The following is a 23,069-nucleotide window of genomic DNA, read 5'->3' as shown; positions in this document are numbered from 1 at the left end:
AATGTGTTATGAAATCCAGTGGACAGAAATTTATCGCACGGAATCGCCCTCCTCGCGTACAGATTGAATATGATGTTGAGCTTTACGGTTCAGAGAAGACGGTTCAGTTACCATTTGTTATGGGGGTTATGGCTGATTTAGCAGGAAAACCTGTAGAAGCCTTGCCAGACGTTAATGATCGCAAATTTTTGGAAATTGACATTGACAACTTTGATGAACGCATGAGTTCAATCAAACCGCGTGCCGCCTTTCAAGTTGAAAATACCCTGACTGGTGATGGTAAGCTGAATGTCGATTTAACATTTGAAACTATGGAAGATTTTCAACCTGATGCCATAGCCAAAAAAGTCGAGCCATTGGCGCAATTGCTGGAAGCACGTACCCAACTGGCAAATCTGCTTTCTTATATGGACGGCAAAACTGGCGCAGAAAAACTGATTGCCGATATATTGCAAAACCCCGCGCTGCTCAAATCCTTAGCTGAAGCACCAAATCTTACAGAGAGCGCTTCAGCAGAAGGTAATGAAGATAAGGAGTAATGGATGAGCCAGAGTGAACAAGAAACCCAGATTCAACAAGAACAAGAACAGGTAGCAAAAGAATATACCCCTGATGAACTCAGTACATTGCTGAATAAGGAGTTTCGTCCGCAAAGTGATCATACCCGTAGTGCCGTTGAAAATGCGGTGAAGACACTGGCACAACAGGCACTGGAAAACACGGTTACTATTTCTGGCGATACCTACCGTACTATTCAATCATTAATTGCTGAAATAGACACCAAGATATCACAACAGGTGAACCATATTCTGCACCATGAAGAATTCCAGACCCTGGAAGGGGCATGGCGTGGTTTGCATTATATGGTAAACAACACCGAAACCGATGAAATGCTGAAAATCCGTGTAATGTGCATTTCCAAGAAGGAGCTGAGCAATATACTAAAACGTTTCAAAGGTGTTAGTTGGGATCAAAGCCCAATATTCAAAAAGATCTATGAAGCGGAATATGGTCAATTTGGTGGCGAGCCATTTGGCTGTCTGGTGGGGGATTATTATTTCGACCATACCGCACCGGATGTTGAACTTCTGCGCCAGATGGCACAAATCAGTGCAGCAGCACACTGCCCATTTATTTCAGGCGCATCACCAAGTGTGATGCAAATGGAATCCTGGCAGGAATTAGCTAATCCACGGGATCTCTCCAAGATTTTCCAAAACACCGAATATGCGCCTTGGCGCAGCTTACGTGAATCAGAAGACGTGCGTTATATCGGGTTAGCACTACCGCGTTTCCTCTCCCGTCTCCCCTATGGCGCCCTCACTAATCCCGTTGATAATTTCAATTTTGAGGAGAATACAGAAGGCTCAACGCACAATAACTACACCTGGGCAAATGCCGCTTATGCTATGGCAGTTAATATTAATCGTTCTTTTAAACTGTATAGCTGGTGTACTTCTATCCGTGGTGTAGAATCTGGTGGTATCGTAGAAAACCTGCCTTGCTACACTTTCCCTTCTGATGATGGAGGGGTGGATATGAAATGCCCAACGGAAATTGCCATTAGCGATCGCCGTGAAGCAGAATTGGCAAAAAATGGCTTCATTCCGTTATTGCATCGCAAGAACACGGATGTTGCCGCCTTTATTGGTGCCCAATCCCTGCAAAAACCAGCAGAATACTATGATCCTGATGCGACTGCCAATGCCAACCTTGCCGCCCGTTTGCCCTACTTATTTGCCTGCTGTCGTTTCGCCCATTACCTGAAATGTATTGTGCGCGATAAGATCGGGACTTTTCAGGAACGTTCAGATATGGAACGTTGGCTTAATGATTGGATTATAAATTATGTTGATGGCGATCCCGTTAACTCATCCCAAGGAACTAAAGCGAGAAAACCGCTGGCAGCAGCAGAAGTTCTGGTGGAAGAACTGGAAAGCAACCCAGGATACTATCAGGCCAAATTTTTCCTGCGTCCACACTATCAACTGGAAGGCTTGACCGTTTCCCTGCGCTTAGTTTCAAAACTCCCCTCACTAAAAGGAACCTAATATTAAAAGATTAAGGAATATTTTTTACTTATAGAACTTCTATTTATCCAAAACTTACTTACCTATCTTTGAATTTCAATATGTATATACCTTTATGCATAGCACCAATATGTATTTATTAGATGTGCTTGTTAATTTCATTCAACTCTCTATATTAAGGAGAAGATTATGTCTACTCATCAGGGCATTGATGCATATATTAACTTTACTGATGTTAAAGGAGAATCAGGCGATAATGAGTTCAAAGAGTGGACGGCTGTCAGGTCGTTTTCACTTGAAGCAATGAACAATGTTAGTTCGCATTCTCAAGGTTCTGGACTAGGTGCAGGTATCGTGGCATTTTATGGTTTGTCTTTGGATATTTTGTTTGACAAATCTACCATAACCCTACGCCAATATCTCGTTAAAGGGACCCATATCAAGGAAGTGAAACTTAAAGTCCGTAGACAAGGAGGTAAACAAGAGCCTTGGTATACCTTGGTTTTGACAAATTCCTTAGTCTCTAGTTCCAGCCTGACATACGGGAATGGTGGTTTTAGTTCTACTATCCTTTTGGTCTTCCAAAAACATAAAGAAAGTTATTTCCCTCAAGAATATGGCTCAGGCGCTAAAGGTGCTGAAATTAGCTATGAATGGGATTCTTACGCCAATAAAGGCGGTTAACGCACACACAAATCACACTTATTAATAGCCTTCCTGTGGACACTCACAGGGAGGTTGTCTTTTCAATTTCATTGTTTCAATAACGTTATCTCCTAATCCATCGTTATCTATAACATCTATAACAATAGGTATCCATACTTATGAGATTCACCATTGTTAATAACTCTGGCTCAAGCCAACCACCACAACTGAGCCACGATTTTGCTCCCCCTGGAGGCACAATCGGTCGCAGTACGGAAAATAACTGGTATTTACCCGATGACGGACAAGCAATTGCCAGATTGCAGGTCATTGTGTCTATTTCTGCTGACGGAGAATGCCGGATAAATAATCAAGGCGCTGCCTCTGAAGTTTTACTGAACATGATACCCTTGGCTCCCAACCGTCAGGTTGAAATTCGTGATGGGGATATGCTGAATATTGGCAATTATCAGATCCAACTTATTGATATCAACAAGAATCCATCACAACAGGCGCCCCCTCACGGGATCAATGCCGGGCACTCGCTAACTGCCAGTGAAACAGAAATTCCCAGTGAAATCTGGGACGGACTTGAACACATTTTAACCATTTCTGCTACTCCGCCTTCTTCTGATTCATCCCAAGCTAAACAGGAAATAAACGACAATAATCCTCTGGTAACAAGCCAATACGATAAAGAACGCAATCCAATTGATCCATTGGCAGAAATTGAGCCAACAACCGATTTTGATGTCCTCCAATTGCGGGCAACAGATCCGATTGCCATGTTCAATTCAGATACCACGTTTCAGCAAGAAGACATATTGGATGATCATACACCGACTTCGTTATTGCCACATGATGAAGATGATCAAAATGATGATAAACAAGAGCTTGACCCACTGGCACTGTTTTCCGACAAACATATTAAGGCTGCACAATCAGCCAAAAATGATGATCTGTTGAATCAAATATTGGATAACGCCATGCCATTGAAGGAACCGGCTAATATAGAAGAAATAGGAAAGGAAACCGTCCACGATTACTACCAAAATCAAGACATACACAATTATCAGGACACTCGCGCTCATCAAAATCAAAATACAAATGACCAAGATGCACACCAGCATCAAAACAATGGCGTCATCGAATCAGAAGGAAAATTACTGGCGGCGTTATTAGATGGTATGGGGCTAAAAGAGTTCAACGGGCAGCAATTTGATGAACAACAAATGTATCAATTAGGGCTACTTGTCAGTCAGTTAACTCAGGGTATCATCACTCTCAACACCTTACGTACCCAACTGAAACACGAAACAAACGCAGCCATGCCCCAATCTCAGTCTAATGCCAACAACCCATTTAAACTTTTACCTTCTGGTCAGTCTATTTTGGTGCTGATGCTTTGTCATCATGTACCAGGGTTTATGCCACTTGAACTGGCAACCCGTGACATTTTGATCGAGTTGCAGGCACACCAATTGGGCATGATTGCGGGAATACGTGCTATTACGGCAAATATATTGCATTTGTTCCATCCCGCTACTCTTGAACGAAAAGCACAGGAAGACAATTACTTGCCGCGTTTTTCTTTGTCATCAGCTAACAACAAAGCTTCAATGTGGGAGTACCTCATCAAACACTACCAAGAAACAGAGAAAGAGTTTAAACAAGATTCATTCCTGTTTAGTGAAAAATTCCTGCAAGCCTATGAAGCAGAAGTTAACCGATATAAAAACTCCCAATTATAATGGTGAATCATGAACGAGAATATAACTTTATTGTATGGTGGTTATCATAGTCGAAATAACGCTACGCGTATTACTGCCAAAGATAGAATGTTACCTTCTTTATTCGACAGACTCACCGATCATGAACCTGATAAAAAACAAGAGACAATCAACAATTACATGCTGTCACACACCGCCTTAAGACAGAATGTCCTAAGGGATTTGCAATGGTTACTCAATAGCATCAACAACGAATTTCCCGAAGATCTTACCCCATTTCCAGAAATTCGCCATTCTGTATATAACTTTGGTTTGTCCTCCTTAGCAGGTGAATGCATATCTGCAATAGAATGGGGGAATATCCAGAACAGAATCATTAAGGCAATTCATATATTCGAGCCACGTATCATTCCCGATGGGCTGGAAGTTAATTGTATATCCGATCCCCATATATTCCCCCTATACAACACGTTATCCATAGAGATAAAGGGATTGTTGTGGTGCGTTCCCTGGCCACTGGAATTCCTGTTCCGTAGTGATATCGATCTTGAAAACGGTTACTTCACTATAAAAGAGGCTGGGTGACGAAGCTAAAAAAACGCCATCCAGCCTGTGTGGCGATCCCTTAACTTTTAACCTCAAGGGTGAATGCAGAAAGATTGCTGAGGCAAGAATAACGATGACAAAGTGATTTTTGTCTTGCAAACGGGATGCGTTCATATAAGGAATATGGATAATAAACTGCTTGAATATTATAACCGTGAATTAGTGTATTTACGGGAAATGGGTAAAGAATTTGCCAAACTCTACCCTAAGGTTGCCAATCGCTTAGGAATGCATGGCATTGACGTTGTTGACCCCTATGTTGAACGCCTGATGGAAGGTTTTGCTTTTCTGACTTCCCGCATTCAATTGAAAATGGATGCGCAATTCCCCCACTTTTCCGAGCAATTACTGGAGATACTGTACCCTAACTATTTATCTCCTACACCTTCAATGGCAATCGTCGAACTCAAACCAGATACCAGCAAAGGAGATATTAGTCATGGGTTTTTAGTGCCGCGAGGCACAATCATGCACTGCCAGACATTGAAAAAAGATGGGATCAATTTCCACTACACCACCACACAAGATGTCACCTTACAGCCACTGCATCTAAAAAACGTTGAACTTGGCAGGATCCCCGCTAACCTTCCGCTCGTGGCACTGAACCTTCATCAATATGGTGCCGTCAGTGCATTGCGCATTCACCTTAGCTGTCAAGGAAAGTTTTTCCTCAATGAACTGGATCTCAAGAAACTGGTATTCTTTCTTTCCGGGCCAGATATTCAATCCCAACGATTGTTGGAACTGATTATGGAACATTCTGTTGGCATAGTATGCCAAACGCTTGGTGATACTCCCCAATATCAGGTCTTGCCCGATATATTCCCGCATCATGAAGGATTTGATGATGATCAGTCATTACTTCCCAATGACTCGCGTAATTTCAGTGGCTATCGACAACTCCAGGAATATTTTGCTTTTCCGGCACGCTTTCAATTCTTCAGTATCAGTAGCATGGAATCTTTACTAAAACAGACAAAAGAAAAGAGTGAATTTGAGTTGATACTGCTTTTGGATCAAACCGATCCCGAACTGGAACGTTTGGTAGATTCCTCTTACTTGGCCTTGAACAGTACACCGGTCATTAATTTATTCCCTAAAATCACGGAACGGATCTCAGTGGAAGAAAGTACCAGTGAATACCATTTAGTTGTCGATAACATTCATCCTCTGGATTACGAAATTTTCTCGGTACAACGCCTGCACGGCGCAAACATCAAACGTAAAGAAACACAAATATTCAGGCCATTTTGGTCTACTCTCAGTGACGACAAGGATAATTACGGCTCTTACTTTTCTGTGCGCCGTGAACCCCGTATCTTATCTGAACATACCCGTCACTACGGAACCCGAACCAGTTATGTTGGAACAGAATCTTTTGTCTCTATTGTTGATGAACAGAACTCCCCGTGGCTCAATGAGCTAAAATTCCTGACCGCTGACGTCATGTGTACCAACCGTGACTTATCAGCGATGTTGCGCCAACAGGATCTCAACAGTTTTGTCATGCTGGATTCGATTCCAATCAACCAAATTGTATTTCTCAAAAGGCCCACTATTCCCCGCCCTGCCTTAGCACAGGGCTCTACCTCCTGGAAACTAATTAGCCAGCTTCAACTTAATTATCTGAACTTCATGGATAAAGATGACGAGCAAGGTACCCAGGCATTACGACAATTGTTGAGCTTATATGCCAACCTTGCAGAGCCAGCCGTCGTCCGCCAGATTAATGGCATCCGGCACAGTTCATTAAAAACGATTTATCGGCGGGTTCCTGAGCCAGGCCCGATCGTCTTTGCCCGTGGTGTTAGCATTAAAATTGAAGTGAATGAACAAGAATTTGCAGGAACCAGCTCCTGGCTGCTGGGCAGCGTATTGGAAAAGCTCTTCTCACGACTGGTCACTATGAACTCCTTTACTGAAATGACGCTATATAGCCAGCAACGTGGCAATATCGGATTTTGGCCTGCCCGTATGGGCAACAAGAATTTGCTATAACAGACAAGAAATAAATATGATGCAAGAAAATTTTATTTCTATTCATCAACTATGTCGTTTGCCGGATAACTTTTGGCAGCAACTCACCCAAACCCCCTGGCAATTCGACTTATTTCAAACCCTGCGCCGTATAGATGCCCAATCTGGGGCAAATTATATGCTGGGTTTTGCCCCATTGCCGAAATATGATCTACTGCGCTTGGGACAAAAAGCCTCCATGATTTTCGCTCCTTCCACTATTGCTGAAGTCAAGCAGCGAGAAAACTCGAAGCTGTATGACATGCTCATTTACAGCTTTGGCCTGTTCGGTCCCAATGGCCCATTGCCACTACATATGACCGAATATGCCTATACACGACAATATAATTACCAAGATCCAACCCTGAGTGCATTTGCTAACCTATTCCATCATAGATTAATATTGTTGTTCTATCGAGCCTGGGCCAATACTCAGCCAACCGTATCGCTCGATCGGCCGGATAATCAACGCTTTTGCCATTATTTCTCCTGTTTAGTGGGTATGGGTTTGCCTGCTCAACAAAAACCAGACACCATCAACGATCACGCGCGTTATTTTTTATCTGGTCATTTATCCCGTCAAGGACATAACGCAGAAGGGTTAGAAAAAATACTTTCCTGTTATTTTCATGTGCCGCTAAAAATTGTGCAAAATATTCCCCAATGGCTAAAAGTTGAAGTACAGGATCAAACCCGATTAACAGCAGGACGCAACATGCCACGTTTGGGTAAATCGGCTTTTTTAGGCATTGCACTCTACGATGTTCAACATAAATTTCGCATTAAATTGGGTCCGCTGAAACTGGCTGAATACAAGATGTTCTTGCCGGAAGAATCCAAATCAAGGCAGTTGCGTGATTGGGTTTATCAATATTTGGGGATTGAATACGCATGGGATATCCAATTAATTCTCCACCAGTCAGATGTAAAAGGAATTTGTCTGTCTGAACCAATAAAATTAGGGCTGAGCAGTTGGCTTGGAAAAATTGAGCAGGATAAAAATAAACAACCAGCTCATCGCGGGGATTTAATTTACAAACCGGAATGATCCCCTCTCTTGCCGGCAAAACTCAATCACTGTCAACAATACTACGGATTATACATTATGTCAGAAATCAGTCGTTCTGTGCTCTTCGGCAAACTTAACCGCATCCTGTTCACTTCCTTAGAGAGTGCCACCACTTTTTGTAAACTACGTGGCAACCCTTATGTTGAATTAGTTCACTGGCTGCACCAACTCATGCAGCAACAAAACAGCGATTTACAGCAAATTATCCACCACTTTTCACTGGACGAATCTGCGTTAACGAAAGACATTGTTACAGCACTTGATCGCTTGCCACGTGGAGCCAGTGCCATCTCTGATCTTGCCGAACATATTGATAATGCCGTAGAACGCGCTTGGGTATATGGATCGCTGAAATTTGGTGTCAATGAAATTCGCAGTGCCCATTTGCTGATAGGCATATTGAAAACCTTTAACTTACGCAATGCACTGAAATCCATTTCTCCCCAGTTTGGTCATGTGAATGCAGATACTCTACTCGACAATTTCAACGACATCTGCAACGATAGCGATGAATCCCAATCAAATGCATCACAGAATGTGGCAAGTTCTTCTCTACAACAATCTTCCCTACAACAATCATCTCTACAACAATATGGACAAGAACTGACTGCTCGCGCACGCAATGGTGAAATTGATCCGGTATCAGGGCGCGATGAAGAAATTCGTCAGATTATTGATATTCTGATGCGTCGCCGCCAAAACAATCCACTGCTGACTGGCGAGGCCGGTGTCGGTAAAACCGCCGTCATTGAAGGACTGGCATTGAAGATTGTAGCGAAAGAAGTGCCCCCACCTTTGCTGGATGTCCAGCTTTGGTTGCTGGATATTGGTATGTTACAAGCCGGTGCAAGTGCCAAAGGCGAATTTGAGTCACGTCTACGCAAAGTGATCGATGAAGTACAATCTAGCCCGACGCCAATCATTCTGTTCATTGACGAAATTCATACTTTGATTGGAGCGGGCGGGCAACAAGGAACCGGCGATGCTGCTAACCTGTTAAAACCTGCATTAGCCCGCGGGCAATTACGTACTCTTGGCGCAACAACTTGGTCGGAGTACAAAAAATATATCGAAAAAGATCCTGCCCTTACCCGCCGTTTTCAAGTCGTTCAAATTCATGAACCCAATGAAAATAAAGCGCTGCTCATGTTACGCAGTCTGGCCAAGGCACTGGAGCAACATCATCATGTGCTTCTGCTGGATGAAGCCATTGAAGCTTCTGTACGCCTTTCACATCGTTATATTCCTGCCCGCCAATTACCGGACAAGGCTGTGGCCCTATTGGATACCGCTTGTGCCCGGGTTGCAATCAGCCAATATGCAGAACCACCCCAACTGGAAAATTGCCGCCATCACATAAATGCATTGCAAATTGAGTTGGAGATTGCCGAACGGGAATTTAAAGTAGGCATCGGTGATAAACAACGTCCGGCAACTATTCTGAACGAACTATCTACGCTGGAAGCCCAAAAAAACCAATTACAAGAACGTTGGCAACAAGAACTTTCCTTGATCGATAGAATTATTTCTCTGCGAACACAATTAAACGCAAACCAATACGACAACTTTGAAGTAAAACATGCCGAATTGTCAGGATTACAGCAACAATTGAAAACCTTACAAGGTGAAGAACCTCTTATCTTTGCTGCTGTAGACAGTAATATTATTTCTTCCGTTGTTTCAGATTGGACAGGAATTCCACTCAACCGTATGGTAAAAGACGAAATCGATGCCGTATTACAGTTGGCTGATACCCTTAGTCAACGTGTTATCGGTCAGTATCATGGATTAGAGTTAATTGCGAAACGTATACGCACTTCACGCGCCAGACTGGATGATCCCAATAAACCTGTTGGTGTTTTCATGTTGTGTGGCCCATCCGGTGTGGGCAAAACGGAAACAGCTCTCGCCCTTGCCGAAACATTATATGGCGGAGAGCAAAACCTTATTACTATCAATATGAGTGAATTTCAGGAAGCCCATACGGTATCAACGTTGAAAGGAGCACCTCCTGGCTATGTGGGTTATGGTGAAGGTGGTGTACTGACGGAAGCTGTCCGACGCCGCCCTTACAGTGTGGTCTTGTTGGATGAAATAGAGAAAGCCCACCCCGATGTGCATGAAATTTTCTTTCAGGTCTTCGACAAGGGCTGGATGGAAGATGGCGAAGGGCGACACATCGACTTTCGAAATACAATTATTATCCTGACATCCAATGTCGGGGCTGATTTGATCCGTTCATTGTACAACCAACAAGACACCTTACCAGAACCAGAAAAACTCAGTACGGCATTGCGTAAGCCATTATTGAATGTGTTTCCTGCCGCCCTATTGGGGCGATTACTGGTCATTCCTTACTCCCCATTAAGTAATGAAGTGATGATAGATATTGTGCACCTACAATTGGATAGGATTAAAAAACGTCTGTTGGAAAACCACGGAATTACAGCAACATTCGATGATGTCATGGTCGAACATATCGTCAGTAGGTGTACAGAAATTGAGTCAGGCGGACGCATGGTTGATGCTATTCTGACAAATACCCTGCTACCACAAATCAGCCAGCAATTACTTTCCGCCAGTGCGCATGATAAACAATATCATCAGCTTCGGGTCTCTCTTGAGCAAGGTGAGTTTCAATGTCAATTCATGGATTAAGCAGATAACACGAGATTGCCCTTTTGCAGAATTTTCACAGGACATATGTTGGTGGTAACATTGGCTTTACTCCCCCTCTTCCAATCGGATACTGCCTCAATGAATTTGAAATCGAAGAAGTCATTGGCAAAAGCCGCGGCAGTATTGTGTATCGTGTTTGGGATCACCACCTCAAGCAGTCTATTGCTATCAAAGAATATACGCCTCACTCTTTTGCTATACGCCGTCAAGATATGAAACTCAACTTACGAGGAAAAAAGTTAGAAGAACGATTTTATGCTGGGTTGCAAAACTTTATCCGTGAAGCCCACCTGATGTCTTGTTTCGAACACCCCTGTCTCCCCCGTTTTCTGCGTTTTTGGCAACAAAACTGCACAGCATATATAGCCGCTTCCTTTTACAAGGGGTTGACATTAAATAAATTGAGGATAAAACACCCACATTTCATCAATGAAAATTGGCTTGGTCAGATACTATTTCCCTTGTTGAATGCACTTGATACGCTCCATCAAAGAAATTATTTACATTACGATATTTCTCTGGACAATATTTTGATTCAAGAGAGTCAATTACCGATATTGCTGGACTTAGGTTCTACCCGCCAAATAACAACATGCTTGTCTGATGATGCAGAGATAACCATCCGATCCGGCTTTACTCCCATCGAGCAATACACTGCCAATGAAGAAAACCAACACGGACCTTGGACAGATCTCTATGCGTTGGGGGCAGTACTTTATACTTTGATTGTGGGTACCCCCCCTCCGGTCAGCATCGTGCGCAATCTTGAAGATAATTATCAGCCTCTGGTCAAGCTGCGTCCAGCGGGATATTCCTTACCGTTTCTGCATGCCATTGACTCTGCTCTGGCAATAAAACCCTCAAGACGGCCACTGTCTATATCCGAATTCATTGCTATTTTTTCAACAAATTTATAAACTCACATTCTCCCAAGAATCATTAATCAATGATGTCAACACATGATCCTGCCAAACGCCGTCAATCATTAAATAGTTCCTGGCATAACCTTCTCGTTCAAAACCTAACTTCTTAAGTAAATTTCCACTGCGATGATTATGTGGCATGTAATTAGCCATAATTCGGTGCATTTTTTGGTGACGTTGCATATAACGGATTGTCGGTTGCAAGGCTTCATACATTAACCCTTGACCTTGCCATTTTTCGCCCAAAGAATAACCAAGGTAACAGGAATAAAACGCGCCCCGTACAACATTAGTGAAATTAGCAATCCCCATCACTTCATTTTCATTAGGATCTAATAACAAGAAATTAAATGCCGATCCCTGCCGCTGTAATTCCGCAATATAATTCAGCCTATTTGTCCATCCAGAAGGTTGATAAAAACTCCCCTCTCTTGTCGGCTCCCATGGTTTAAGAAAATCTTTATTTTCTGAATAATATTCAGCCAATCTATAGGTATCCCGTTCATACACCACACGAACAATCATTCTATTCGTAATAAAGCGAATTCTGGGAGATGAAGAACGATAACCAAACATATTTTCTCCTGATATTTACCCTGGAAAATTTATTAAGTAATTTAGCGCTTACGGCATTTTTGATCACCATCTGACGATAAAAAAATATCATCTATATCCCTCTACCTTAATTTCGTCTTACGTGTTGCCGCTAATCTAAATTCAGTATCAACTATCACTTTCGGTAACGTAGCCCGATCGATATCAAGGCTCGCTAAAGTGCGCTCTATGGATTCAATGCGCGCAATATTGCGATCTAGAGCCTGTTCTGCACCCATAATCTGTTTTGCAATATCACCACGTAATTCCGAATCTTCGGCCGACTCAAAATCAGTGCGCAACTTGCCAAGTATGTTTGTCACTGACAATATTCTTGCCCGAACAAACAATAATTCCTGAGCCAAATCCAGCTCTGCCGCATCTTCAAACAGCTCTTCTGCATCAGGCAGATATTTAGAGTAACCAGAGTGCTTTACCGCTGCGCTGTTGCCAATCTCAAAAGGCGGAGCGGTGTTGGAATTGCGCTTTTTTGAATTGCGCACTTTGTAGGTTTCGTTTTGCGCAGTTTTGTGCGCAGTCGGATTTTTGATATACCTTCGGGCAGTTGAATAATTTAATCCCTGAGACTCACACCACTCTTTCGGTGATACCCCCGTTTCGGCGTGGTCAGACAGGAACTTATTTTTAAGCTCGCCCCAGTCCGGCCTAGCCATTTTATTTCCTTATCTTGAGAGTAATCCGCCCGGCATCAATTCACGAATCACGAACTGGCGCAGCTCTTCCCTGACTATCTGGCGGAGGGGATCATCACGAATTTGGCTTATCTTCGCTGAGTCAATAGTTGCTGAATTAAAAAAATCCTGCTTGCAAAACCGACTGATTTTTCCACCTCATTATCATGCCGCCCATGAATGCGATCCATTAGTTCAGCGATGTGCTCCAGTTGTGATGCCAGTTGATTTAATGCCTCGGTGTCATATTTGATACCAATGGTGAGTGTACTCTGTGACAGAGTGTTCCCCATAAATCAGAATAATCAACTAGCAGGGTTGATATAACCCCGACAAATTTTGTACTGCGATGATATAAAATGCCTCCAGCCCGTGTGCGTTGGGTACGCAATGGGAACAGAGGCAGCATGGGTTATTCCTGTAGCCACTCAGGGAATGGACACAGAAATATTTCATTGAGTTTCAAAGGGTCATCAATTGTTAAGTATTATTCGCTTGTTATTGGGTGAAAATAGGTTTATCAAGGGATAAATATATTAATTTTGTGGGAGGTGACTATGCCCATTCCTACTTTTGATAAAGTTTTTCAGAAATTAACGCGTTACAAAAATCCCAGTGGCACACCTGTGTTACGGGAAGTTGAACACCCTGACAATAAAACAAAGACACTGCTTATTCAGTTTGACAACCTTGATGTAAGAACATCTTTCTCAGAGGAAGCTGAACTAAGTCAAACACCTACCAGCTCGGATTATATTATAAATTTCCTTAATAGGTTGGGATTCAAACCTCCCGCTTCAACGCCAAAACTAAGATTCATGTTAGCCGACCATCCAGGCCACAAACTCCACTGTTTCCACAAAGGCACCCTATATATGATAATCCCAGCAGTGAGGATTTGGATGATATTTTGGAGATTCTTCGTTCTCATGCCAGAATACCAAATCCACGGCGTTAAGGTGTTTCGCAACTCCATGAGTCTCTGAGTATGACACTGTGTCCTAACCTGTTCCTGCCATCCCAGCATCATTTGTCTGGAGTGGCAAGGTGTTCTTTTCAATTTCCCGTATTGCCCGTTTATCCAGAGTGCACTGTTCAATGACCGTCAGTAACTGCTCATTCAAAATGAGACTGTCACTCCATGTCATTATGTCCGGTATGGCTGGAGGCAAACAATCAGTGAGCAAATGTGCCGGAATCAGTATCGGGGGCAGCGGAACGTATTCGGTTCGCGTGCTCTGCAACCGGATAACAGCCCCATCAGGCACAGTGCGATAGGCGCAATCTGAAATATCGTGGCGGCGGTGTGCAGGTGTACTCATAGTTAATGATGGAATGATGGGGCATTATTAATTGCACGAAATTTTTCATGACGATAGTATCAGCAAGCATTAATTATATGATGAGCTAATTAAGTAATAATTAGTGTAAGATCTGCTCATTGAAAACGAAAGGAGACAACAATGAGAAGATTTTTCTTAGGGGCAATCTTGCTACTGGCCGGATTAATCAGCGGCTGTGATCAATTCAAAGAAGTCAGTATTAACGAAGGCTTACTGAATGATTATTTATTAAAAAGAGTTCATTATCAAAAACAAATTAGCCTGCCTGCGGCTACCAAAGCCAATATCACACTGGGAGATTTAACCAGTCAGATCGGCCGCCAAGATCCAGAAAAAATTGAATTATCGACTCTGGCAAAAGTTCAATTAGTGACCTTGCTGGGAACGGTTCATGCTGATATGAAACTGACTATTAGGGCTAAGCCGATATTTGATGCGGAAAAAGGTGCCATTTTCATTAAGGGGTTGGAAATCGTAAACTACCAAACTACACCAGAAAAAGTCGCTACCCCCATTAAAGCGTTGCTCCCTTATTTGAATGTATCTTTAAGTGAGTTCTTTGATGCTCATCCGGTTTATGTTTTAAATCCAGAAAAAAGCCAGTCTGAAGCCGTTGCTTTAAAATCAGCCAAAGGATTGGAAATTCAACCCGGTAAATTGGTTATTGATTTGGTTGATAAATAATTTCCATTATCGATAAAATAGTCAGGGAAAGTTACTAAATAACCCACCCTGACTTATTGTCGCTACTTACCGATTGACTTATCTATATGAGCTGTCACTCTGCTTCCAACTCTTCACGTAACGCTTGCAATGCCTCTCGAGTAATCATCGCCAACGTCCGATAAAAACCGCTGGTCGCATGAGCTTCAACTTTACCAAGAAATTGCCCACACCAAGGCAACAAATACTCATCAAACAACTTAATCTGGGCCTGGACTTCATCCTCTGCGGCCTGATCTTCCAACCATGATGCAGCCAACAATAAAGAGCCAAATTGATCGGCAGGGATATCAGTCAAAGGCATGCCTCGTTCCACCAAAAACTGGCGTACTTCACTTTCATCTTTATCAGTATAATCAGAACGGCAGACTGGAACACCCGCAGACGCTCCAGTAAACAAGGCATGATAATCGGCTTCAACTACCGATAACTCACTGTTTTTCTGTAACCTATCCAATAACTCATCCTGATCCAAAGGCCATAATGGTTTCAATTTGCCCTCAGTAATCATGGTGATTATGGGTTGCAAAACAGGATCTTGTGGTGCCCGGTTAAACAATGTTCCCAATATGCGGCAAACAATAGAAAATTCGTTCATAACTTAATCGACTCCCAATAACTTATCTAAATAATATATATTTGTTATTGTCTCTAATCGTTTGCCTTGCTGTAAAGCGACTTGTCAATAACCAAGGGTCATATCAACAAGGCCAATGGGTGATTCACCTTTTTCCATTCGCCGGATATTGTCACAAATCATATCCATAGCTTCATCAGGAATAGTTTTGGCAGCGATATGGGGAGTGATATTAATGCGTGGGTGAGTCCAGAAAGGGTGCAAATTTGATAGTGGTTCTTCAACAAATACATCAAGGGTCGCACCAGCCACATAACCTTTATCAATAGCTGTCAGCAAATCTTGCTCTACCAATTGAGCGCCCCGTGCAATATTGATCACATATGAGCCAGGTTTTAACTGCCTGAATAATGAAAAATTTAAGAGACCACGAGTCTCTGGCGTATCCGGCAGGATATTGATCAATACTTTACATTCAGAAAGAAAATCATCCAGTTGTGCTTTCCCATAAAAATTCTCGACATGATCAATTTGTTTTGGCGTTCGGCTCCAACAACGAACGTTGAAATCAAATTCTTTCAATTTTTCAATAACGCTGCGCCCCAAAACGCCTGCCCCCAGAACTCCAATAACAAACTCTTTTCGATTATGGGAAGGCATAGGATTCCAAAGACGCTGTGCTTGATATTGTTTATACTCATCCATGCGGCGGAAATAGTATAAAACTGAGGAAACCGCATATTCCTGCATTTGCTGTGCCATGCCCGTATCTTCAAGACGTATTAGCGGTATTCTCTTAGGCAATGTTCCCGGATTTTCTAATTCTTGTTGAAGGATGGCATCCACTCCAGCCCCAAGCGAAAATATCCCTTTGATATCCTGACGGTTGGCTAACATTTCATAGGGAGGTAACCAAACTAAAGCATAATCAGCAGGGGCGGTATCACCACTAATCCATTGCCGGACGTTAGCCTCAGGTAATCTGGCTTGTATTCCCTGAATCCATTTATCGCAATTAAAATTAGGGGAAGAGTGAAAGAAAATGATGTTCATAAAATCTCATTCCTTTTTGTTTTTCTAATAGGGTTAACTTATTGCTGACAGGTTGCAAGCCTCCAACCAAGGAGACAGGAATGAAAATATTGATAATGTTATCTGGTTAACAAATTTGCCATGATTCGTTGCAACAAAAAAAGCACTTTTATTCCCACAATAGGCTACCAACCACACAAATTGTTTTTTATTTGTCTAATCGGTCAAAAAGCCTGAAAAAATCGTCATAAGCCTGTTGACGCCTGCCCTGCTTTTCCCTATAGTAACGCCCCGTTGCAGCGACGAACTCAAAAGAAATCACTGCAATACTAAAATATGGTGAGGTGTCCGAGAGGCTGAAGGAGCACGCCTGGAAAGTGTGTATACGTGAAAACGTATCGAGGGTTCGAATCCCTCCCTCACCGCCATATTCTACGAAAGAGCCTGAACAGAATGCTCAGGCTTTTTTAATACTTAGAAACTTAACCATAATGAGTTGGGTTAATGAGTTGATATTGCAGTAACACATTCTTATTGAATAAAAAAACGGTGAGGTGTCCGAGAGGCTGAAGGAGCACGCCTGGAAAGTGTGTATACGTGAAAACGTATCGAGGGTTCGAATCCCTCCCTCACCGCCATATTCTACAAAAAATCCTGAATATCTATTCAGGATTTTTTCGTTTCAATTCCCATCAAGTCCATTAAAAGAAAACATAAAACAATATCACCCTATGCCTTTTTACTATTATAGTGAATAAATAAACTAAGCGTCCCACCCCAAAAAACACCGTCTGATAAGCCACATATAAAACCAAACAGTAAATTAAAATTGAAAGAATATAACAAATTAGAGTTAATATTCATCATGGCAGAAATAATAAACTTCACTATAAAAACAGTAAGAATAAGACTCAAAGTCAAAGGAGTTCCCGAACGAATGATAAAACCATTTTCACTACCCTTTCTTAATATTGGTTGACTACGCCATAAGCCCCATCCGATGCCCCCTCCCACAATAATACCTACAATAAGCGCCAAGAATGCCGAATTTGGAAATGTCGTTTCATTTAATACACTGTAAACAGCCCATATTAAAAACAAAACTGGCATAAAAAACAGTCGTTGAATACGCATTTCTCTGTCATATAACGCATTGATACCCCGTTTTATCAGAAAAACAAATAAAATCCAAACCCAGATAGGAGTACCCTTAATAATGGCTAAAATTGACATATTATTCACCCTTCTTACATTGTGCATTAAACCCTTTACATTTTAAATAAAATAGTCCATTCTTCACATTTATTCATCATTAAACTCGTGATTATTAATATGATATGAATAAATCATCACCTCAGTATTAATTGCTATTGCTAATGACATGCAAATATACCCTTAAAAAAGGTTTCAACCATAAACAGGAGATAAACAGTGACATTTTTAGGAATAGTCAATAGTAAAGAATATAAGACATGGCAGCACCCAACACCTTTTCTCCCTTGTTTTCATTTTCATGAAAGCCATGAATCAGAATCTATAAAGATACCAGTAAAAGAAATAATCCAAGCTGTAAAAGACTTTGAAATAACCGATGATTTATTTATTAAAACTTTATCCAAAATCAGAAATATGCCAGCGTATTTATTTAATAAATCAGGAAGAAAAAACAATAACCAAAAATTTGGCTTAAAAACCTTTACCCCACTTAATGAAAATAGCCATGAAATATCAATGGGTTTAACGGGCGGATTTAGGTATCATACACCAACCTGATCTAGAATCATTTATTAACTTTGACGATCATAAATCAGCTAAATTGGTGCTACGTTTTTTAGTCAGGGAACATCTTAATGGCTATCATTCACTAGTGACCGAAACCTTCATTTTTTGCCTTAGTGATAACGTTAAGAAAAAATTTACTTTCTACTGGTTCATAATTAGGCCAGCCAGTGGGTTTATCCGAAAAAGAGCGCTATCTGTAATAATTGATAAGTTAAAAAATAAACATGCCTGAGACACAATTAGTTTTCTTATCAGGAAAACACCAGCACAGCTCTCAGGCATGATAAATTGACACATCTGATACTAATGCCATAAAAACTCCTTCAAAAATGGCATCAGTAACTTAAGCTATCCTTAATCCAAAGGACAAACTCGGATCATATGCCCATCAGGATCTTTCACGAGGAAAGTGCGACCAAAAACGTCAGTGTAGGGTTCCTGCTGAACTTCAATGTTTGGATTTTGTTGCCATTTCTCAAAGAGTTGATCGACATCTTCGCAAGTTGGTAACATAATACCAATCTCTGAAAACCGTGGCACTGCGTTGTCTGGCTTTGTTCCTCCACTCCAAATAGCAAAAATAACTTCTTTACCTACAGTAAATGCGACATAACGCGGACTGGAAAAAACCGGCTCAGTATTAAAAATAGTGGCATAAAAGGCTGTCGAACGCTCGATATCAGAAACGTAAATCAGTTGGAGATTAGGCTTAACAACAGAAACGAGTTCTGCCGCCTCAGTTTTTTCAACCACAGCTTTAAGCCTTGAGAGTGTTTCGACCAGATCCTGCGTCACTTGCTTAAAAAAACTTACCGCTTGGGCATCAGAAAGTTGGTCTTCAGGCTCAAAAGAAACGCTCACCTGAATACCATTTGCCATGTTATTTCCGCCAATCAAAATTTGGTGACAGAAAGTTAACACTCCCAACTGTGGCAAATTGACTTGATCAGTGAACTCTTTATTGACTTCAATATTTGCAAGATAGAAACGAATTTCCGGCATACCACTCAATACCATCCTGCCGTATTGCCCTGTTTTCACTTCGCCTTCAAATTCAAGATATTCAAGATCAACTTCCCATTTTTTCCGCAAATCAAAATCGATATAGTGATCCCAAATATGGGATGGCTTTGCATTTACCGATGTAGAAAAAGTTAGGGTTAACATAAAAACTCCAACAGTCAGATATCAGGTTTAGTACATTAAGAATCCTCAAGATAACAAACCCGTGTGACAGTTTTTGTCAGTAGTTAATGCACTATTTTTTCCATTTCCCGCCATTCTTTAAGTAAAGACTGTCTTGAGCGGGGATAACACTGTTGTTCTATCTTCAAATAGCTCATTCTATCCGACCTAAAATGGCGAAATGTTTTCCTTAATTCACACCAACCAATAACAATACTGATATTCTCAAAATATCCCAATGCAAATGGCCATATTGTTCTGGTCGATTGATTGTTTTTCAGATCTAAATAGGTGAAAGTGATTTTATGCCGATGACTGATCGCTTGCCGTATTTGCGGAATATCAACGGAAGGTGCAATTTTCGTAGTGGCAGGCCCAATTAATAATGAATTCGTCTCAAGATATTGTTTGAGTTCTGTTGGGATCACTGCGGCAATTTTATTTATTGCACTATTGGCAGATGCTTTTAACTGTGAATCAGTGCGTCTAGCCACCCAATTAGCCCCTAATGCCAAGGCTTCTATCTCACTTTGCGTTAACATCAATGGCGGTAAGACAAATCCTGGCTGTAAGACATAACCGATACCGGCTTCTCCTTCGATACTTGCACCTTGAGCCTGCAAAGTCGCAATATCGCGATAAAGTGTCCTTAAACTAATGTTCAACTTCTGCGCCAATACTTTACCCTGCACGGGAAAGTGATAACTGCGTAATATTTCCATCAAAGTTAGCAAACGTTGTGCTCTAGACAATTGATCATACCCTTAATGTTAGCCAATTGATTCATCCGAATTTGTAACAGAAATCATCATATTCCCGTAATAATTTCTGTTAATGAATAATTAAAAACTATAATTACGGATAAAAGTTAATAATACATCATCTAATCAATGAATTAATCACCTAAACAAAATCCATTTTATTTGTTCACTCTTTTCTGTTATTTATTCTATTGATATCAGTTCAGCCTATAAAGGACTTAGGGTAAGATGACCATCTATAATCTAAAACCACTTTTCCAAAACCTATTACGCCCTCTCGTAGTTTCTCTACAAAAATATGGGATCACTGCCAACCAAGTCACATTAAGTGCGATGTTCCTGTCAATCGCCGTTGGCCTATTGTTGAGCCTGTTTCCTTCTACCAGTTTCTATTGGCTACTGCCTGTTTTTCTTTTCATTCGCATGGCACTCAATGCCATTGATGGTATGTTGGCACGAGAATATCATCAGGAATCTCATTTGGGGGCTATTTATAATGAACTTGGAGATGTGATTTCCGATGTTGCACTCTACCTCCCCTTCTATTTTTTACCTAATGTCAACAATGTCAGTCTATTGGTGTGCTTATTTCTGGCTATCCTAACAGAGTTTATCGGTGTTCTGGCACTAACGATTGGAGCATCACGGCGCTATGATGGCCCAATGGGAAAAAGTGACCGGGCTTTTATCTTTGGTGCTTATGGATTGATTATCGCACTTTTCCCTTCAACCTTAAGCTGGAGCCATTATTTGTTCCCCATCATGATTATTCTACTCCTGATAACTTGCTACCAGCGTGTTGTCAAAGCCTTGCATGATACCAAACCGACTGAACAGCCATAATCCAGATAAGGCATTAACATGACACGCTTAGCAAAAACACCCGCTTCGAAAACACAAGTATTAAATCAACGCATTGCCGAAGAACATTATTTCACCACATCAGATCAGACTTCCCTGTTTTATCGTTATTGGCCCCAGGGGCAGGATAAGGCAGAAAAAGCGGTTATTATTTTTCACCGAGGCCATGAACATTCGGGGAGAATTCAGCATATTGTTGATGAACTCAATCTTCCTGATGTGCCAATGTTTGCATGGGATGCTCGCGGACATGGAAAAACAGAAGGGCTGCGCGGTTATAGTCCATCAATGGGCAGATCTATTCGAGATGTTGATGAATTTGTCAGGTATATTGCCACCAATTACCATATCGCAATGGAAAATATCGTGGTTATTGGTCAAAGTGTCGGGGCAGTGTTAGTGTCCGCCTGGGTACATGATTATGCGCCCAAAATCCGCGCCATGATACTTGCAGCTCCTGCGTTCGATATCAAATTATACGTTCCCTTTGCAATACAAGGATTGCGTTTGATGCAAAAGATACGGGGAATTTTCTTCGTCAATTCTTATGTAAAAGCGAAATTCCTGACTCACGATGAAGCTCGTATCGCATCTTATGACAGTGATCCCCTGATTACCCGTGAAATTGCCGTCAATATTCTGCTAGAACTTTATCAAACTGCAAAACGTGTAGTGAAAGATGCCAGCGCCATTACATTACCGACACAACTGTTTATTTCTGGTAATGATTATGTGGTGAACCATAAACCCCAACACCAATTCTACCAACAATTGAATACCCCGATTAAAGAGAAATATGTTATGACGGGGTTTTACCACGATACGCTGGGCGAAAAAAATCGCCATTTGGTCTTCGACAAAATACGTACTTTTATTGATTGTATTTTTTCTGTCCCACGTTACCAACATGATTACAGCAATGAAGATACCTGGAGCCATACAGCCGATGAGTTTCGTACTCTGTCTCATCCGTTACCCCGCTGGTGCCCTAAAAATCTTAGCTATAAATTAATGCGTAAGGCAATGAATACACGCTGGGGAAAAGCTTCTGAAGGTATCCATATCGGCCTTAAGACAGGTTTTGATTCCGGTTCCACACTGGATTATGTCTATCGCAATCAACCACAAGGTCAAGGAATTTGGGGACAGTTAGTCGATCAGCAATATCTCAGAGGCAATATTGGCTGGCACGGCATACGACACCGCAAAATCAATATCGAAACCTTAATCCGTCAAGCTGTTCACCATCTACATCAACAAAACCAACCGATTCATATTGTAGATATCGCGGCCGGACATGGGCGTTATATTTTTGATGCGATCAACGATTTCAGCAAAATTGACTCAATTTTGTTAAGGGATTACAGCGAAGTTAATGTTAATCAAGGCCAAGCCCATATTGAAGAGCGTAATCTTACCGATAAAATTCGTTTTGTAATCGGTGACGCTTTTGATGCTGAAAGCATTATATCCATGTCCCCCACACCAACTCTGGGCATTGTTTCCGGTCTTTATGAACTGTTTTCTGACAACACGCTAATTAAAAATTCCCTGCGTGGTCTTGCTGATGCAATCGCCGAAAATGGATACCTGATATATACCGGACAGCCCTGGCATCCACAACTTGAAATGATCGCCCGCGTTCTTTCCAGTCATCGCGAAAATCAGCCGTGGATTATGCGACGACGTACCCAAGGTGAAATAGATGCATTAGTAGAAGCGGCTGGTTTTGAAAAACAGTATCAATTAACGGATAACTGGGGAATTTTTACTGTATCGATTGCCAAGAAAGTTCACATTGAAAATTGATTTATCATCGTC

22 protein-coding genes and 2 tRNA genes are annotated in these 23,069 nt (G+C 41.6%); 15 read left to right on the top strand and 9 right to left on the bottom strand.

Annotated features, from left to right (window positions below; all coding sequences use genetic code 11):
• Positions 1-8 precede the first annotated feature (8 nt).
• The 9 genes from tssB (at position 9) to ACE1SE_RS08525 (ending at position 11,692) form a co-directional block, all read left to right on the top strand.
• Positions 9-539 (top strand): type VI secretion system contractile sheath small subunit, encoded by a 531-nt coding sequence (gene tssB, locus ACE1SE_RS08565; RefSeq protein WP_374053459.1) that lies wholly within the window; start codon positions 9-11, stop codon positions 537-539.
• Positions 540-542: 3 nt separating this feature from the next.
• Complete coding sequence (gene tssC, locus ACE1SE_RS08560; protein WP_374053458.1) at positions 543-2,051, top strand: type VI secretion system contractile sheath large subunit; 1,509 nt, start codon at positions 543-545, stop codon at positions 2,049-2,051.
• Between the two features lie 168 nt (positions 2,052-2,219).
• On the top strand, positions 2,220-2,714 hold the full coding sequence (locus ACE1SE_RS08555; protein WP_374053457.1) for an Hcp family type VI secretion system effector: 495 nt from the start codon (positions 2,220-2,222) through the stop codon (positions 2,712-2,714).
• A 140-nt stretch (positions 2,715-2,854) separates the two neighbouring features.
• Positions 2,855-4,426 (top strand): type VI secretion system-associated FHA domain protein TagH, encoded by a 1,572-nt coding sequence (tagH, locus tag ACE1SE_RS08550; protein ID WP_374053456.1) that lies wholly within the window; start codon positions 2,855-2,857, stop codon positions 4,424-4,426.
• Between the two features lie 9 nt (positions 4,427-4,435).
• Positions 4,436-4,990 (top strand): type VI secretion system baseplate subunit TssE, encoded by a 555-nt coding sequence (locus ACE1SE_RS08545; RefSeq protein WP_374053455.1) that lies wholly within the window; start codon positions 4,436-4,438, stop codon positions 4,988-4,990.
• A 144-nt stretch (positions 4,991-5,134) separates the two neighbouring features.
• A complete protein-coding gene (gene tssF, locus ACE1SE_RS08540) occupies positions 5,135-7,009 on the top strand; it encodes a type VI secretion system baseplate subunit TssF (RefSeq protein ID WP_374053454.1) in 1,875 nt (624 codons plus the stop codon).
• A 16-nt stretch (positions 7,010-7,025) separates the two neighbouring features.
• Positions 7,026-8,075: a type VI secretion system baseplate subunit TssG gene (tssG, locus tag ACE1SE_RS08535; RefSeq protein WP_374053453.1), complete on the top strand. Its 1,050-nt coding sequence runs from the start codon at positions 7,026-7,028 to the stop codon at positions 8,073-8,075.
• A gap of 57 nt (positions 8,076-8,132) precedes the next feature.
• Entirely contained in the window at positions 8,133-10,754 is a 2,622-nt protein-coding gene (gene tssH, locus ACE1SE_RS08530; RefSeq protein ID WP_374053452.1) for a type VI secretion system ATPase TssH, read from the top strand.
• Positions 10,755-10,777: 23 nt separating this feature from the next.
• Complete coding sequence (locus ACE1SE_RS08525) at positions 10,778-11,692, top strand: serine/threonine protein kinase (protein WP_374053451.1); 915 nt, start codon at positions 10,778-10,780, stop codon at positions 11,690-11,692.
• On the opposite strand, the gene rimJ is transcribed toward ACE1SE_RS08525, so the two are convergent.
• The 4 genes from rimJ to lysC form a co-directional block, all read right to left on the bottom strand.
• Positions 11,687-12,274, bottom strand: a complete 588-nt coding sequence (rimJ, locus tag ACE1SE_RS08520) for a ribosomal protein S5-alanine N-acetyltransferase (protein WP_374053450.1) — start codon at positions 12,272-12,274, stop codon at positions 11,687-11,689. The genes ACE1SE_RS08525 and rimJ overlap by 6 nt on opposite strands.
• A gap of 101 nt (positions 12,275-12,375) precedes the next feature.
• Positions 12,376-12,966, bottom strand: a complete 591-nt coding sequence (locus ACE1SE_RS08515) for a terminase (protein WP_374053449.1) — start codon at positions 12,964-12,966, stop codon at positions 12,376-12,378.
• A 107-nt stretch (positions 12,967-13,073) separates the two neighbouring features.
• Positions 13,074-13,277, bottom strand: coding sequence for a hypothetical protein (locus tag ACE1SE_RS08510; protein ID WP_374053448.1), 204 nt, complete (start codon positions 13,275-13,277; stop codon positions 13,074-13,076).
• A 708-nt stretch (positions 13,278-13,985) separates the two neighbouring features.
• Entirely contained in the window at positions 13,986-14,306 is a 321-nt protein-coding gene (lysC, locus tag ACE1SE_RS08505; protein ID WP_374053447.1) for an Rz1-like lysis system protein LysC, read from the bottom strand.
• A gap of 141 nt (positions 14,307-14,447) precedes the next feature.
• Here lysC and ACE1SE_RS08500 point away from each other — a divergent pair, with 141 nt between their 5' ends.
• Positions 14,448-15,011: a lipoprotein gene (locus ACE1SE_RS08500; protein WP_374053446.1), complete on the top strand. Its 564-nt coding sequence runs from the start codon at positions 14,448-14,450 to the stop codon at positions 15,009-15,011.
• A 94-nt stretch (positions 15,012-15,105) separates the two neighbouring features.
• On the opposite strand, the gene ACE1SE_RS08495 is transcribed toward ACE1SE_RS08500, so the two are convergent.
• Positions 15,106-15,648: a TorD/DmsD family molecular chaperone gene (locus ACE1SE_RS08495; protein ID WP_374053445.1), complete on the bottom strand. Its 543-nt coding sequence runs from the start codon at positions 15,646-15,648 to the stop codon at positions 15,106-15,108.
• A gap of 84 nt (positions 15,649-15,732) precedes the next feature.
• Complete coding sequence (gene ghrA / locus ACE1SE_RS08490) at positions 15,733-16,680, bottom strand: glyoxylate/hydroxypyruvate reductase GhrA (RefSeq protein WP_374053444.1); 948 nt, start codon at positions 16,678-16,680, stop codon at positions 15,733-15,735.
• Positions 16,681-16,997: 317 nt separating this feature from the next.
• Between ghrA and ACE1SE_RS08485 the strand changes: the two genes are divergently transcribed.
• Both ACE1SE_RS08485 and ACE1SE_RS08480 read left to right on the top strand, forming a co-directional pair.
• A tRNA-Ser gene (locus ACE1SE_RS08485) sits at positions 16,998-17,087 on the top strand.
• Positions 17,088-17,207: 120 nt separating this feature from the next.
• Positions 17,208-17,297, top strand: a tRNA-Ser gene (locus tag ACE1SE_RS08480).
• A gap of 91 nt (positions 17,298-17,388) precedes the next feature.
• Here ACE1SE_RS08480 and ACE1SE_RS08475 read toward each other — a convergent pair.
• Positions 17,389-17,892 carry a DUF6622 family protein gene (locus tag ACE1SE_RS08475; protein WP_374053443.1) on the bottom strand — a complete coding sequence of 168 codons (504 nt, stop codon included), beginning with the start codon at positions 17,890-17,892 and terminating at the stop codon, positions 17,389-17,391.
• A 198-nt stretch (positions 17,893-18,090) separates the two neighbouring features.
• Here ACE1SE_RS08475 and ACE1SE_RS08470 point away from each other — a divergent pair, with 198 nt between their 5' ends.
• On the top strand, positions 18,091-18,432 hold the full coding sequence (locus ACE1SE_RS08470) for a hypothetical protein (protein ID WP_374053442.1): 342 nt from the start codon (positions 18,091-18,093) through the stop codon (positions 18,430-18,432).
• A 363-nt stretch (positions 18,433-18,795) separates the two neighbouring features.
• Here ACE1SE_RS08470 and ACE1SE_RS08465 read toward each other — a convergent pair whose 3' ends face one another.
• Both ACE1SE_RS08465 and ACE1SE_RS08460 read right to left on the bottom strand, forming a co-directional pair.
• Complete coding sequence (locus tag ACE1SE_RS08465; protein ID WP_374053441.1) at positions 18,796-19,608, bottom strand: VOC family protein; 813 nt, start codon at positions 19,606-19,608, stop codon at positions 18,796-18,798.
• Positions 19,609-19,691: 83 nt separating this feature from the next.
• Positions 19,692-20,378, bottom strand: coding sequence for a helix-turn-helix transcriptional regulator (locus tag ACE1SE_RS08460; RefSeq protein ID WP_374053440.1), 687 nt, complete (start codon positions 20,376-20,378; stop codon positions 19,692-19,694).
• A 237-nt stretch (positions 20,379-20,615) separates the two neighbouring features.
• Here ACE1SE_RS08460 and ACE1SE_RS08455 point away from each other — a divergent pair, with 237 nt between their 5' ends.
• Positions 20,616-21,230, top strand: a complete 615-nt coding sequence (locus ACE1SE_RS08455) for a CDP-alcohol phosphatidyltransferase family protein (protein WP_374053439.1) — start codon at positions 20,616-20,618, stop codon at positions 21,228-21,230.
• Between the two features lie 18 nt (positions 21,231-21,248).
• Positions 21,249-23,057 carry a bifunctional alpha/beta hydrolase/class I SAM-dependent methyltransferase gene (locus ACE1SE_RS08450; RefSeq protein WP_374053438.1) on the top strand — a complete coding sequence of 603 codons (1,809 nt, stop codon included), beginning with the start codon at positions 21,249-21,251 and terminating at the stop codon, positions 23,055-23,057.
• The last annotated feature ends 12 nt before the right edge of the window (positions 23,058-23,069 follow it).

Origin of the sequence: Xenorhabdus taiwanensis, from assembly GCF_036512875.1 — a bacterium.
GTDB classification, from domain to species: Bacteria; Pseudomonadota; Gammaproteobacteria; order Enterobacterales; family Enterobacteriaceae; genus Xenorhabdus; species Xenorhabdus taiwanensis.
This window is presented reverse-complemented; position numbering and strand designations above follow the sequence as displayed.

What these genes read in the sequence shown, in the direction of transcription:
- tssB (WP_374053459.1), top strand. Translation starts at nt 9, where the DNA reads ATGAAATCCAGTGGACAGAAATTTATCGCACGGAATCGCCCTCCTCGC.
- tssC (WP_374053458.1), top strand. Translation starts at nt 543, where the DNA reads ATGAGCCAGAGTGAACAAGAAACCCAGATTCAACAAGAACAAGAACAG.
- ACE1SE_RS08555 (WP_374053457.1), top strand. Translation starts at nt 2,220, where the DNA reads ATGTCTACTCATCAGGGCATTGATGCATATATTAACTTTACTGATGTT.
- tagH (WP_374053456.1), top strand. Translation starts at nt 2,855, where the DNA reads ATGAGATTCACCATTGTTAATAACTCTGGCTCAAGCCAACCACCACAA.
- ACE1SE_RS08545 (WP_374053455.1), top strand. Translation starts at nt 4,436, where the DNA reads ATGAACGAGAATATAACTTTATTGTATGGTGGTTATCATAGTCGAAAT.
- tssF (WP_374053454.1), top strand. Translation starts at nt 5,135, where the DNA reads ATGGATAATAAACTGCTTGAATATTATAACCGTGAATTAGTGTATTTA.
- tssG (WP_374053453.1), top strand. Translation starts at nt 7,026, where the DNA reads ATGATGCAAGAAAATTTTATTTCTATTCATCAACTATGTCGTTTGCCG.
- tssH (WP_374053452.1), top strand. Translation starts at nt 8,133, where the DNA reads ATGTCAGAAATCAGTCGTTCTGTGCTCTTCGGCAAACTTAACCGCATC.
- rimJ (WP_374053450.1), bottom strand. Translation starts at nt 12,274, where the DNA reads ATGTTTGGTTATCGTTCTTCATCTCCCAGAATTCGCTTTATTACGAAT.
- ACE1SE_RS08515 (WP_374053449.1), bottom strand. Translation starts at nt 12,966, where the DNA reads ATGGCTAGGCCGGACTGGGGCGAGCTTAAAAATAAGTTCCTGTCTGAC.
- ACE1SE_RS08510 (WP_374053448.1), bottom strand. Translation starts at nt 13,277, where the DNA reads ATGGGGAACACTCTGTCACAGAGTACACTCACCATTGGTATCAAATAT.
- lysC (WP_374053447.1), bottom strand. Translation starts at nt 14,306, where the DNA reads ATGAGTACACCTGCACACCGCCGCCACGATATTTCAGATTGCGCCTAT.
- ACE1SE_RS08500 (WP_374053446.1), top strand. Translation starts at nt 14,448, where the DNA reads ATGAGAAGATTTTTCTTAGGGGCAATCTTGCTACTGGCCGGATTAATC.
- ACE1SE_RS08495 (WP_374053445.1), bottom strand. Translation starts at nt 15,648, where the DNA reads ATGAACGAATTTTCTATTGTTTGCCGCATATTGGGAACATTGTTTAAC.
- ghrA (WP_374053444.1), bottom strand. Translation starts at nt 16,680, where the DNA reads ATGAACATCATTTTCTTTCACTCTTCCCCTAATTTTAATTGCGATAAA.
- ACE1SE_RS08475 (WP_374053443.1), bottom strand. Translation starts at nt 17,892, where the DNA reads ATGTCAATTTTAGCCATTATTAAGGGTACTCCTATCTGGGTTTGGATT.
- ACE1SE_RS08465 (WP_374053441.1), bottom strand. Translation starts at nt 19,608, where the DNA reads ATGTTAACCCTAACTTTTTCTACATCGGTAAATGCAAAGCCATCCCAT.
- ACE1SE_RS08455 (WP_374053439.1), top strand. Translation starts at nt 20,616, where the DNA reads ATGACCATCTATAATCTAAAACCACTTTTCCAAAACCTATTACGCCCT.
- ACE1SE_RS08450 (WP_374053438.1), top strand. Translation starts at nt 21,249, where the DNA reads ATGACACGCTTAGCAAAAACACCCGCTTCGAAAACACAAGTATTAAAT.